The 12333-nt window shown below is 63.7% G+C and carries 10 protein-coding genes; 5 read left to right on the top strand and 5 right to left on the bottom strand.

Annotation, left to right across the window (positions count from 1 at the left end):
- The first annotated feature begins 19 nt into the window (after positions 1-19).
- The gene (locus tag HMPREF3067_RS09930) at positions 20-658 is read left to right on the top strand and encodes a hypothetical protein (RefSeq protein WP_070769563.1); all 639 of its coding nucleotides are present in this window, start codon (positions 20-22) and stop codon (positions 656-658) included.
- 85 nt (positions 659-743) lie between these two features.
- Here the strand turns inward: HMPREF3067_RS09930 and HMPREF3067_RS09935 are convergent, their stop codons facing one another.
- The 5 genes from HMPREF3067_RS09935 to HMPREF3067_RS09955 form a co-directional block, all read right to left on the bottom strand.
- On the bottom strand, positions 744-1556 hold the full coding sequence (locus tag HMPREF3067_RS09935) for a helix-turn-helix transcriptional regulator (protein WP_070769564.1): 813 nt from the start codon (positions 1554-1556) through the stop codon (positions 744-746).
- Positions 1557-1623: 67 nt separating this feature from the next.
- Positions 1624-2997, bottom strand: a complete 1374-nt coding sequence (locus HMPREF3067_RS09940) for an L-serine ammonia-lyase (protein ID WP_070769565.1) — start codon at positions 2995-2997, stop codon at positions 1624-1626.
- A 71-nt stretch (positions 2998-3068) separates the two neighbouring features.
- Complete coding sequence (locus HMPREF3067_RS09945; protein ID WP_083319266.1) at positions 3069-4439, bottom strand: SLC5/6 family protein; 1371 nt, start codon at positions 4437-4439, stop codon at positions 3069-3071.
- A gap of 381 nt (positions 4440-4820) precedes the next feature.
- Positions 4821-5531 carry a trimeric intracellular cation channel family protein gene (locus HMPREF3067_RS09950; protein ID WP_070769566.1) on the bottom strand — a complete coding sequence of 237 codons (711 nt, stop codon included), beginning with the start codon at positions 5529-5531 and terminating at the stop codon, positions 4821-4823.
- Between the two features lie 66 nt (positions 5532-5597).
- Entirely contained in the window at positions 5598-7319 is a 1722-nt protein-coding gene (locus HMPREF3067_RS09955; protein ID WP_083319267.1) for a multicopper oxidase family protein, read from the bottom strand.
- A gap of 238 nt (positions 7320-7557) precedes the next feature.
- On the opposite strand from HMPREF3067_RS09955, the gene HMPREF3067_RS09960 reads away from it, so the two are divergent.
- The 4 genes from HMPREF3067_RS09960 to HMPREF3067_RS09975 all read left to right on the top strand — a co-directional run bounded on the left by HMPREF3067_RS09960 (position 7558) and on the right by HMPREF3067_RS09975 (position 12254).
- Positions 7558-8781 carry an MFS transporter gene (locus tag HMPREF3067_RS09960; protein ID WP_070769568.1) on the top strand — a complete coding sequence of 408 codons (1224 nt, stop codon included), beginning with the start codon at positions 7558-7560 and terminating at the stop codon, positions 8779-8781.
- A 124-nt stretch (positions 8782-8905) separates the two neighbouring features.
- Positions 8906-10366 carry a bifunctional UDP-N-acetylglucosamine diphosphorylase/glucosamine-1-phosphate N-acetyltransferase GlmU gene (glmU, locus tag HMPREF3067_RS09965; protein ID WP_083319268.1) on the top strand — a complete coding sequence of 487 codons (1461 nt, stop codon included), beginning with the start codon at positions 8906-8908 and terminating at the stop codon, positions 10364-10366.
- 19 nt (positions 10367-10385) lie between these two features.
- On the top strand, positions 10386-11363 hold the full coding sequence (locus HMPREF3067_RS09970; protein ID WP_070769570.1) for a ribose-phosphate diphosphokinase: 978 nt from the start codon (positions 10386-10388) through the stop codon (positions 11361-11363).
- A 120-nt stretch (positions 11364-11483) separates the two neighbouring features.
- Entirely contained in the window at positions 11484-12254 is a 771-nt protein-coding gene (locus HMPREF3067_RS09975; RefSeq protein WP_070769571.1) for an SDR family NAD(P)-dependent oxidoreductase, read from the top strand.
- The last annotated feature ends 79 nt before the right edge of the window (positions 12255-12333 follow it).

The raw sequence follows: 12333 nt of genomic DNA on the forward strand, positions 1-12333 counted from the left end.
TTGACCAAGGAGTTAAGACATGACCTATATCATCAGCGCGGCCCAGTTCGACTACGACCTGGAGGTCTGGGGCGAAACGCTCTCGGAAGTGCGCAAGAAGCTCGTCGACGAGGCCTTGGACCAGGGCATAAATATGGACTGCTGGCTAGACCAGGTCCACGCGGTCTCCCTTCTCGATGAGTCCGAATTGGACGAGGAGGAGGTCGCGGAGATCAACGACCCGCGTCCGCTAAATTCGGATACTTTGCGCGATTTGGCCATCCACGTCTGGGACGTGCCGGACGTCAAGTACGAGGTGACTGAGGCTCCCGTCTCCATCACCCGCGGCGAGCTCAAGGCCTCCCAGCACCTGCTGGGTTTGGACAACGCCGGCATGGCCCACGCCCTAAACGTCGCCCCGCGCACCTACGCCCGCTGGATCGCCGGGGCCATGCGCATCCCGATGGGGATCTGCGAAGACGTGCACGCCCTATTTGCCCGCATGGACAAGGACGCGGCCGAGCTTAGCCGCCTGCACGACCAGGAGACGATCGTCGTCTACCCGGGCACCGAGTCGGAACAGCAGCTCGACGGTCGCAGCCTGGGCTGGGAGCAGCGCGCCTGCGAGCTCGCGATGCGCACGCACGGCGTGCCCGTCTACCTCGGCGGCGAGGTCTAATGACCCCCTAGTCCGCTAAAAACGCCCCCGCACGCAACCATCAGGTCACCTGCGGGGGCGCTTCCATATCGCAGCTCCGAGCTGCTTAGGTGCGGACCTTCACGAGGTCGCGGTACACAGTGGGCTCGGAGACTTCCAGACGCTCCGCTGCTGCGGCGATTCCACCTTTGAGCAGGAAGAATCCTGCTTCTTCAAGGTCCGCAACAACTTCCAGACGTTCGTCTCGACGCATCTGGTTTGGCGCAGCGCCTTGCTTTTCTAGTGCGGTATCCAGCATGGACTCTAGGAGGGACTCCAGGTTGGTCCGCAAGCTTTCTAGGGAGTGGTGGCTTTCTTCCTTTTCCTCGTCTGAACCGTAGTTGGTGGTATTGGAGACGGCAGCCGCGCTCGTGGCTTGGGCGAGCTCCACCACCCGGCGCTTGGCCTCGGCCGTGGTCGGCATGGGAGCTCCCTCAGCAGCGCTGTCGCGGGATTCGCCGATGAGGCTGCCGGCTAGGCGCTGCACGTTGACAAGTTCGGTGATGTCAACGTTCACGCAGACCATCCCGATGAGTTCGTTGGACTCATCCCGGATGAAGTAGCTGGACGAACGGCAGATACGGCCAACGGCGTTGACTGAGCGGTAGCCCGCCACGAACGGGATGGAGTCGTGAGAGCCCTGCTTCATGAACCACAGGGCGAAGTCCGTCACCGGACCGCCGACCTCACGGCCACTGATGTGGCTGTTGACGATGGCGATGATGGACTCATCCGGCACGGTCAGATCGTGCAGCACAACCTCGCAGTTGGGTCCCATCGCCTGGCCCATGAACTCCACCAGAGGAACGTAGCGGGCATGCAGGTCGGCCGTGTCTTTCACCGGTGCAGAGGTGATGAGGTCTTTCAAAGCCGTGTGCATGTCCGGGTTCCTTATCTCTGGTGGGGTTCAATCTTTTGCTATGAGTTTTCTTACGTATTCCGTAAGTTTAGCTGCAAGGCAGCAGTCGGGGGAAGAGAACGGTGGCCAGACCGCCCTCGGAGGTCTCCCGATACTTGGAGTTCATGTCCTTACCGGTCTGGTACATGGTCTCGATGACGTTGTCCAGGGACACGGTCGGGTCGGACTCGCGTTCCAGGGCCATGCGGGCCGCGTTGACGGCCTTGACGGCGCCGACAGCATTGCGCTCGATGCAGGGCACCTGCACCTGGCCGCAGACCGGGTCACAGGTCAGGCCCAGGTTGTGTTCCATGCCGATTTCGGCAGCGGCACACACCTGCTCCGGGGTGCCACCCATGAGTTGGGCCAGGCCGGCCGCAGCCATGGAGCAGGCCACGCCCACCTCACCCTGGCAACCAACCTCAGCGCCAGAGATGGAGGCGTTCATCTTGAACAGCGCGCCCACCTGGGTGCAGGTCAGGAAGTAGTCGCGGTAGGTGTCCTCGTCGACTGGAGAGATGAACTTGTCATAGTAAGCCAGCACGGCTGGGACGATGCCGCAGGCACCATTGGTCGGAGCGGTAACCACGCGCCCACCGGAGGCGTTGACCTCGTTGACGGCCAGGCCGAAGACGTTCAGCCAGCTCATTGCGCTCAGCGGGTCGTTACCGCCGTTCGGCTTCTCGGTCAGGCGCTTGTACAGCACGGCTGCGCGGCGGGGAACGTGCAGCTTGCCCGGCAGCGTGCCCTCAGTGGTGATGCCGCGCTGGATACCTTCCTTCATGACGTCCCAGACCTTGGCCATGTGCTCGCGCACTGCGTTCTCGCCGTGAGCCTCGATTTCGTTGGCCATGGCCAACTCCGGGATGGACAGGTCGTGGCGGCGGCACAGGTCGAGCAGGGCCGCCGCGGTCGGGTACGCGTACGGCACCGGCTGGTGCGGGGCGCAGGCGCCGCCGACTTCCTCAGCCTCCACAATGAAGCCGCCACCGATGGAACAGTAGATCTTCTCCATGACGACCTCGTCGCCGTTGTAGGCGGTCAGGGACATGGTGTTCTCGTGAGCCGGGTGGAAATCGGAGCGGAAGACGATGTCGTCGAAGTTGACCATGCGCTCGGCGGAGCCGATTTCCAGCTTGTTGGTGGCGCGTACCTTGGCCAGGAAGACCGGCATATCGTCGATGTCGACGGTCTCGGGCTCGTTGCCCGCCACGCCCATGATGATCGCGTCGTCAGTGGCGTGGCCCTTGCCCGTCAGGGACAGGGAGCCGTAGACCTCTGCGTGGATGCGGTCGACCCGGTCGATGATTTCGGCGCGCTCGAGTTCATCCACGAACTGGCGGCCGGCCTTCATTGGCCCCAAGGTGTGGGAGCTAGAGGGCCCGATACCAATCTTGAACATTTCAAAAATACTGACGAACATGGTTGGATTACCTTTCCGAAATTTTCCTATTCCCGTAGTGGGATTACCGAAGTGGGACGGAGGAAGTGGTCTTAGAAGACCTGGATGATGTTGTAGACGATGGTGGCAACGGCCACGATGCCGATGACGGTAATGAAGTAGTTGCCGAAGTGTCCGCGGAACTTCTTCAGGGCGTCAATCTTGTGGATGGCGTACTGCGGCATCAGGAAGAGGAGGATGGCAATCGTCGGACCGCAGAGGGTCTCAATCATGCCCAGGATGGACGGGTTAGCCCAAGCGACCAGCCAGGAGGAAACCAGCATGAAGATGAGGGTGCCAGTTTCCAGGGCTTTGTTACGCTGCAGGTGGCCGCCGGAGGACTTCACGACGATACCTTCGAAGCCTTCGGCCGCACCGAGGTAGTGGCCCAGGAAGGACTTGGCGACGGCGATGATGGCGACAATCGGGGCGACCCAAGCGATAATCGGGTCATCGAAGTGGTTAGCCAGGTAGGACAGGATGGTGATGTTTTGTTCCTTGGCTTCTACCACGTTCTCCGGGGACAGGGACAGCGCGCAGCTGAATACGAAGAACATAACCACGCCGACCATGAGAGCCTCAGCGGCGGCTAGGACCTGGCCGGTCTTCTTGTCAGCCGCGGCACCGTACTCCTGGCGCTTTGCCTTGGCGAAGGAGGAGATAATCGGCGAGTGGTTGAAGGAGAAGACCATAACCGGGATCAGCAGCAGCAGGGTAACACCCAGGCCGTGGCCGGAGACGCGGGAGACCTCGCTCATGTCGAAGGTACTGAACAGGGCGCCAGACCAGTTCGGGATGAGGTACAGAGACAGCAGGACCAGGATGGCGATGAACGGGAAGACCAGAACGGACATGGCCTTGACCACGAAGTCGTTGCCCATGCGGACAATCAGGATGAGTCCACCAACCAGGATGGCGGACAGCAGCCAGCGTGACGGCGGCTCGATGCCCAGCTGGTGCTGCATGAAGCTGGAGACCGTGTTGACGATGGTGACCGAGTAGACCAGCAGAATCGGGTATACCGACAGGAAGTACAGGATGGTCATGGCCATGCCGGCCTTCGGGCCGAAGTGCTCCTCGACCACCTGGGTCAGGTCAGCGTCCGGGTTGGAGCTGGAGAGCATGAAGCGGGTCAGCCCGCGGTGAGCCATGAAGGTCATCGGGAACGCAACCAGCGTCATGATGATGAGCGGGATAATACCGCCCTGGCCGGCGTTGATCGGGAGGAAGAGAACGCCGGCACCAATTGCGGTACCGAACAGGCTCAGCATCCAGACCGTGTCGGTCTTGTGCCAACCGCGTGGATCCACGGTGGGCTTTTCGCCAGAAAGAAGCGTGGCCGTGTTCTGTGCTTTGACGGACTGCGAATCGCCAGAGCCGGATTCTGACCCGGCGGCGTTCTGCGGGTTGATGATTGTGGACATTGTTGTCTCTCCCAGTAGTGCGATATGTGAGCCACTTTCAGGACTCGGGTGGTACTGCCATCTGAAACCCTTGTGACGGCTACCACTCGATTTCCCTTTCGTGTTAGTTGTAACTTTATCCCTCACCCGTGACTTGTGCAAATAAATTTGCTGCAAATCCCAAGAAAATGACTGCAATGTGACCAAACACTCAGAAATGCACCGTAACCAGCGCATTTATTGGCTCATAGCGATACGCCCGTACCGTTTAAACGCGTGCAGAAGCACCCCTTTTGCACGAATGACAAAGTTTTTTCAAGCCCTTTCGCGGCCTGTGCAAACTAATTTTTATCAGTTTCGAAATGTTTATCACCGGCCCACCATCGCTGGCGCGCGCGGAAATTACTTCCGCCGGCCACCCCACCAGCGGTTTCCCGCCCGCCGCACGAATTGCGCCATGTGTTCCGCGGTGTAGTTCACGGGGGCGCGCCCGGGCCGGGCCAGCACCCACCCGCGCCAGTAGGCCAGTACCGCCAGCCCGGTGCCCACCAGCGGCGCTACCAACATTCCTAGTGCCTGGAGTCCGGAGCTGGAAAAGCCCACCATAACCACGCCGGTGACAATCGCCGGAACCGCATAGAGCGGGCTGCCGCCGAAGATCCCCGGGATCTGCCCGGAGGCAATATCGCGGATCATTCCCCCACCCACGGCGGTCAGCACGCCCATGAATACGCAGGCGATAAGCGGCATCCCGTGGGACAGCGCCTTCACGCACCCGGTGGTGGACCACACGCCCAGGATGATGGCGTCGCCGTGAACCTTGAAGATCTCCCAGACCTTGCCCTTCAGATCGGTTAAGAACGCGACGAGCGCACCCACGCACGCCAGCCCCAGGTAGGCCGGGTCCGAGACGGCGGCGGCCGCGCCCGCCCCGATCAGCATGTCGCGCATCATGCCGCCGGCCAGCGCCGAAAACAGCGCGAGGAAGATGAAGCCGACGATGTCGAATTCCCGCTTGCGGGCAATTGTCCCGCCGATGATGCCGTTGAGGACCACTCCGATCAGATCAAAGACTTGATAGAGGGTGGAGATGAGCGGATCGACGTCGTGCATGCTTACAACAATAGGCATCCGCGCGAAAGCTTCTCCCCGCCCGGATGCCTTAGGCTGCTGCGCCGGCTACTTGGCGTCCAAATTGGACTGGTGCCCGCCCGGGTTGCCGCGCGCGGCCGGCTCGTCGGCACCACCCGCGGGTTCGGCCCCGCTGGTGGGCGCATAGGGGCTGCGGGAGGCATCGATGGAGCCGTGCTCCGCGTGGCCGGACGAGTGCCCGGCGTGATCGTCGAAGGTCATCGCCGCCGGGGTCACTCGCACGTCGGGTTCCTCGCCGGGCTTGACCACTACGAATTGTCCCATCATTCCCTCGTCCTCGTGCAGGAGCATGTGGCAGTGGAACATATAAGGGATGGTCGGGTCCGGGTAATAGCCGAATTCCACCAGGAGGGTTGCCGTCGCCTTCGGCGGCAGGTCGATGGTGTCCTTCCAGCCCTGGGTGGGCACCTCAATCCCCTGCCCGTCGAAGTCCAGAATCTTGAACCGGGAGTTGTGGATGTGGAAGTTGTGCGGCCAGTCCGCGTTCTCGTTTTCCACGTGCCAGATTTCCGGCTTGTCGTGGTCAATCACCTCGTCCACGCGGGCCATGTCCATGGATTCGCCGTTAATAAGGAAGGTGTTGAGCACGAAGGTGCGCTCCTTCAACCCTTCTCTAGCGGGCGCCTTGCGCGCGGCCGGGTCGAGCTGTGCCGGCAGCGCCGGGGCCTCCGGCGCGTCATCCTGCGGGCCGCGCAGGGTCAGCAGGTCGAAGGAGTCCTGGAAGCCGAAGTCCACGGTATACTCGCCGTTTTCGGGGATGCCAAAGCGATCCTCGCGCGGCCGGGAGACCAGCTTGATTTCCTCGCCCGGGGCCAAGTCCACCAGGGCTTCGACGCGCTCGCCGGGGCCGATCAGGATATCGTCGGCCTCCACCGGAGCGCCCAGCAGCCCGGAGTCGGTGGCGATGACCTGGAAGGGGGCGTCGTTGTCCAGGCTGAGCGTGTAGAAGCGCATGGTCGCGCCGTTTAAGAAGCGCAGCCGCACCCGGCGCGTGGTGGCCTGGAAGAAGCAGTTGGTCTGGCCGTTGACCACCGGCGTGGTGCCCATCAGGCCCAGGGTGTCATCGATCCGGTTATCCAGCTGGTCATCATCGGTGAACTTGAGATCGCAGAGGACGACCGGGATATCGTCCACACCGTAGTCGTGCGGAATCTCCAGGGTCTCGGAGACCTCGTCGTCCAGGATGAACATGCCGGCCAAGCCGCGGTAGGCCTGCACGGCGGTCTGCCCGTGCGGGTGCGGGTGGTACCACACCGTGGCGGCCGGCTGCGCCACCGTCCAAGACGGCTCCCAGCTCTTCCCCGGCTCGATGGGCGAGTGCGGGCCGCCGTCGGCATAGGCCGGCAGCTTCATCCCGTGCCAGTGGACGGTGGTCATCTCCGGCAGGTTGTTTTCTACGCGGACCTTGACCTCTTCGCCCTTCTTGGCGCGCAGCGTCGGGCCCAGGTAGTCGCCGTTGAAGCCCCAAGTCCGCGTGCGCGGCTGGCCCGGCAGGATTTCGGCATGGCCGGCCTGGGCCTGCAGGGTGAACGTGCGGATCTTTCCCTCCAGCGAGCCCTCGTAGAGAGGAGGGATGGCCAGCTCGCGCAGCTCACCGTCGTAGCCGCGCGGTTCGGGCTGCTGGCTCGACTGGCTACGTGAACACGCCGCCAGCGCCGGGGCGGCGGCCGCCCCCAAGGCGGCGACGAGCGTGCCGCGGAAGAACGTACGCCGGTTGAACGGGCGGTGCACATGGGCACGAGCGGGCATAAACAATCACCTTTGCCTTCACAAAACCGTGAAAATTGATACTCTCTTCAGCCTAGGCCACCGGCCGCGCCAGCCGCCCCGCGTTTAAGCCGCCGCGCACAATCTCACATCGGTTGAGATCTCGCCGAATTTATTCACACTCCTAATCCCCACCGCCGGGCCGAAGTCCTGCTCAGTCGGGTTGCGGCGAGGCCGGCCTTACTACCTAAAAAGCACCTCACCCAATAAGCTCGACGCCATGGACAACAAGAATAGGGAATCCCACAACGCGCGGCGTTTCGTCTGGGCCAATGGTCTGCAAAACCTGGGCGACCAGGTGGTCTCCGCCAAGACGGTACTGCCGTGGGCTTTCCAGGCAGCCGGCGTTCCCCACTTCTTCACCGCCCTGCTGGTACCTTTCCGCGAGTCGGGCTCCATGCTGCCGCAGGCCGCGCTCACTCCCTGGGTGACCACGCACAACAGCCGCAAGAAGCTGTGGATGTTGGGCTCTATCGGCCAGGCGGTTTCCGCTTTCTTCATCGGCCTTATCATCATCGTCGCCAGCGGCTGGCTGCTCGGCGCTGGCGTCCTGCTGACGCTCGCGGCGCTGTCGGTGTTCCGGGCACTGTGCTCCATCGCAGGCAAGGACGTCCAGGGCCGCACGATTTCCAAGGGCACCCGCGGCCAGGTCACCGGCCGGGCCACCGCGGTCGGGGGCGGTGCCACCCTGCTGGTCGGTGTTTTCCTCGTGCTGACCGGGCAGCTGCCCCAGTGGGCGCTGGGCGTGCTGGTGGTGGCCGGCTCGCTGACCTGGGCGGCGGCCACGCTGGTCTTCCGCGACATCGCGGAGCCCGTCACGGAGGAGGACCAGGCGCCGCCGGCGGCCAACTGGTGGCAGGACACGTGGCAGCTCTACACCGGCGACCGCCGCTTCCGGCAATTCGTCAACGTCCGCTCCCTGCTGTTGGTCTCCGCGCTGTCCACGACGTTCATCGTTACCCTGGCCCAGCGCAACGGCGATACCCTGCTGGGCGGCCTAGGCTCGTTCCTCTTGGCCTCCGGGGTGGCCTCGCTCATCGGCGGGCGGATCTCCGGCGTCTTTTCCGACAAGTCTTCCCGCAACGTCATGGCCAGCGGCGCGGCCGTAGCCTCCGTGGTTTTGGTCCTTATCGTGGCTGCCGATGCCACCCTGCCCGCCGCGGTCAACCAGTGGCTGCTGCCCGCCGGCTTCTTCGTGGTCACCCTGGCGCACACCGCCATCCGGGTGGCCCGCAAGACCTACGTGGCGGACATGGCCGAGGGCGACCAGCGCACCCACTACGTGGGCGCGGCCAACACCATGATGGGCGTCATGCTGTTGGTGGTCGGCGGTATCTCCGCCCTCATCGCCCTGGCCGGCCCCTCGGTTGCGCTGCTCTTTTTGGCCTTGGTCGGCGCGGTGGGCGTCTGGCGGGCCCGCCAGCTCGAGGACGTTTCCGGCTAAGTAGCGCCCCGGGGCGGCGCGACGTGTCTGCTCAAAAGAACGCGGCTGGGCGCGGTCCGCTATATGATGTTTAGCGAAAAACTTATTGCACTTTCGCCGATTAAGATTTTGGAGAGTTCCCCACGTGGCAAGCCCGCAACCCGTAGCCGTCATAGTTCTCGCCGCCGGCGCTGGCACCCGCATGAAGTCTGCAACGCAGAAGACTTTGCACAGCATCGGCGGCCGCAGCCTGTTAGGACACAGCCTCTATGCCGCCGCCGGGCTGGAGCCCGAACACCTCGTGGCCGTCGTCGGCCACCAGCGTGACCAGGTCTCCCCCGCCGTCGACCAGCTCGCCGAGGAGCTCGGCCGGGAGATCCTGCAGGCCGTCCAGGAAGAACAAAACGGTACCGGGCACGCCGTGCAGTGCGGCCTGGAACCGCTCCCCGACTTCGACGGCACCGTCATCGTCACCAACGCCGACGTCCCGCTGCTGCGCGCCGAGACCATCGACGGCCTGCGCGCCGCGCACCAGGAGGCTGGCAACGCGGTCACCGTGCTGTCGATGGAGTTGGATAACCCCACCGGCTACGGCCGCATCGAGCGCGCCGAGGATGGCAGCGTGCAGGCCATCGTCGAGCACAAGGATGCCAGCGACGCCCAGCGCGCTATCCGCGAGGTCAACTCCGGCGTCTTCGCTTTCGACGCCGCCACGCTGCGCTCCGCGCTGACCCGCCTGGACACCAACAACGCCCAGGGCGAGCTCTACATCACCGACGTGCTGGAGATCGCCCGCGAGGACGGCCAGGCAGTCGGCGCCTTCCGCGCCCCGGACCCGGCTGAGCTGGCCGGCGTCAACGACCGCATCCAGCTGGCCGCCGCCGGCCGCGAGCTCAACCGCCGCCTAGTAGAAGAGGCCATGCGCGGCGGGGCCACCGTCGTCGATCCGGAAACCACCTGGATTGGTGTGGGCGTGACCATCGGACAGGACGTGACCATCCACCCCGGCACCCAGCTGTGGGGCACGACCTCCATCGGCGACAACGCCGTGGTGGGCCCAGACACCACCCTGACCGACATGCAGGTGGGCGCCGGCGCCAGCGTCATCCGCACCCACGGCGAAGGCTCGGTCATCGGCACCGAGGCCACCGTCGGGCCGTTCACCTACATCCGTCCGGGCGTCATCCTGGGCGAGAAGGGCAAGCTGGGCGGCTTCGTCGAGGCCAAGAAGGCCCACATCGGCCCGGGCTCCAAGGTCCCGCACCTGACCTATATCGGGGACGCGACCGTCGGCCGCGAGTCCAACATCGGTGCGTCCTCCGTCTTCGTCAACTACGACGGCGTGAACAAGCACCACACCACCGTGGGCGACTACGTCCGCACCGGCTCGGACACCATGTTTATTGCTCCGGTGACGGTCGGTGACGGCGTGTATTCCGGAGCGGGTACAGTAATCAAGGACGATGTTCCGGCAGGAGCACTCGTTGTCTCTGGTGGCAAGCAGCGCAATATCGAGGGCTGGGTGCAGAAGAAGCGGCCGGGCACCCCGGCGGCGGAAGCGGCGGCCCGCACGCAAGGCGAACCACATAACGGCGACCACAATTAAGAAGGGTTTTTAACTCGCTATGACTGGCAAAATCACTGGCAGCAGCAAAAACATGAAGCTGTTTTCCGGGCGCGCACACCCGCATCTGGCTGAGGCCGTAGCCAAGGAGCTCAAGACGGACCTAGTCCCCACCACCGCCCGCGACTTCGCGAACGGCGAAATCTTCATTCGCTTCGAGGAATCCGTGCGTGGTGCCGACTGCTTCGTCATGCAGTCCCACACCCAGCCGCTGAACAAGTGGCTGATGGAGCAACTCATCATGATCGATGCGCTCAAGCGCGGTTCCGCCAAGCGCATTACCGCCATCCTGCCGTTCTACCCTTACGCGCGACAGGATAAGAAGCACCGCGGCCGCGAGCCCATCTCCGCCCGCCTGGTCGCCGACCTGCTGCAGGCCGCCGGCGCAGACCGTATTGTCTCCGTCGACCTGCACACCGACCAGATCCAGGGCTTCTTCGATGGCCCGGTCGATCACATGCACGCCATGCCGATCCTGACCGACTACATCAAGAAGACCTACGCCACGGACAACATCACCGTGGTCTCCCCGGACGCCGGCCGCGTCAAGGTCGCCGAGAAGTGGGCCCACGAGCTGGGCGACGCCCCGCTGGCCTTCGTCCACAAGACCCGCTCGACTGAGGTGGCCAACCAGACCGTGTCCAACCGCGTCGTCGGCGACGTCGAGGGCCACGACTGCATCCTGCTGGACGACATGATTGACACCGGCGGCACCATTGCTGGCGCGGTCCGCGTCCTCAAGGAGGCCGGTGCCCGCAAGGTCATCATCGCCTGCACCCACGGTGTCTTCTCCGATCCGGCGCGCGAGCGCCTGTCGGAGTGCGGCGCGGAAGAGGTCATCACGACCGATACCCTGCCGCAGTCCACCGAGGGCTGGTCCAACCTGACGGTGCTGTCTATCGCGCCGCTGCTGGCCCGCACGATCCACGAGATCTTCGAAAACGGCTCGGTTACTACCCTGTTTGAGCCGCAAGACTAAGAGAAAAACACTACCCTGGGTGCCCAAGGCAACTCCCCCGGTGTGACCGTGAGCCGGAACGCTTAAACGTTCCGGCGGGTCGCACCGGTGAGGGAGCCACGACCACAAGGAAGGACACTCATGGGTAGGTTTTCTAATTTCGACGGCCGCGTAGCCTTGGTCATCGGGGCCGGCTACGGCATCGGTGCCGCGGTGGCCGAAGAACTCAGCGAGTGGGGTGCTCGCCTAGTTGTCGCGGATGAGGACCCGCAGCTGCTGGGACAGTTGGTGGAAAAGCTGCGTGGCGCCGGCGCGGAGGTAACCGGCCACGTCATGGACACCACCGTGGAGGCCGCGCACCGCGACGCCGTCGATCTTGCCGTCCAAACCTACGGCGCCCTGCACCTGGCGGTTAACTGCCCCGGCTACGGCGGCAGCGACGATCACACCGGCGAATTCGCCGTGAGCGAGTGGGACCAGCTCATCGACCGCAACCTCAATGCGGTAGCCTACGGCATGCGCTACCAGCTAGAGCAGTTCATGGACCAAGAGCGCACCTCCACTTGCTCAATCGTCAACGTCGCCTCCGTGCACGGTGCCTTCGCTTCCGCGGGCAATTCCGCCTACACCGCCGCCAACCACGGCGTGGTGGGACTGACCAAGAGCGCCGCCCTGGAGTACGGCTCCAAGGCCATCCGCATCAACTGCGTGTGCCCGGCGTATGTGCGCGGCTCCCGCCTGGCTAAGGACATGGATGATGAGGCCTTGCACCGCGTCATCAATTCCCACCCGCTGGGCCGCCTAGGCCAGCCGGAAGAGGTGGCTCACCTGGTGCGTTTCCTGCTGTCCCCGGACGCGTCCTATATCACCGGCAGCGCCCACATGGTCGACGGTGGATACACAGCCGGCTAGTATCTTCCCAGCACAGCCACTATAGTCCTACGTTGTTGTTGAAAACTTTCAACGTGGAAGGACTTTTTGTGAAAAAGCT

Source organism: Corynebacterium sp. HMSC04H06 (assembly GCF_001815935.1).
Taxonomy (GTDB): domain Bacteria; phylum Actinomycetota; class Actinomycetes; order Mycobacteriales; family Mycobacteriaceae; genus Corynebacterium.

Excerpts from the sequence above, each read along its gene's own strand:
- HMPREF3067_RS09970 (WP_070769570.1), top strand. The coding sequence starts at position 10,386 with ATGACTGGCAAAATCACTGGCAGCAGCAAAAACATGAAGCTGTTTTCC.
- HMPREF3067_RS09950 (WP_070769566.1), bottom strand. The coding sequence starts at position 5,531 with ATGCACGACGTCGATCCGCTCATCTCCACCCTCTATCAAGTCTTTGAT.
- HMPREF3067_RS09960 (WP_070769568.1), top strand. The coding sequence starts at position 7,558 with ATGGACAACAAGAATAGGGAATCCCACAACGCGCGGCGTTTCGTCTGG.
- HMPREF3067_RS09975 (WP_070769571.1), top strand. The coding sequence starts at position 11,484 with ATGGGTAGGTTTTCTAATTTCGACGGCCGCGTAGCCTTGGTCATCGGG.
- HMPREF3067_RS09940 (WP_070769565.1), bottom strand. The coding sequence starts at position 2,997 with ATGTTCGTCAGTATTTTTGAAATGTTCAAGATTGGTATCGGGCCCTCT.
- HMPREF3067_RS09930 (WP_070769563.1), top strand. The coding sequence starts at position 20 with ATGACCTATATCATCAGCGCGGCCCAGTTCGACTACGACCTGGAGGTC.
- HMPREF3067_RS09945 (WP_083319266.1), bottom strand. The coding sequence starts at position 4,439 with ATGTCCACAATCATCAACCCGCAGAACGCCGCCGGGTCAGAATCCGGC.
- HMPREF3067_RS09955 (WP_083319267.1), bottom strand. The coding sequence starts at position 7,319 with ATGCCCGCTCGTGCCCATGTGCACCGCCCGTTCAACCGGCGTACGTTC.
- HMPREF3067_RS09935 (WP_070769564.1), bottom strand. The coding sequence starts at position 1,556 with ATGCACACGGCTTTGAAAGACCTCATCACCTCTGCACCGGTGAAAGAC.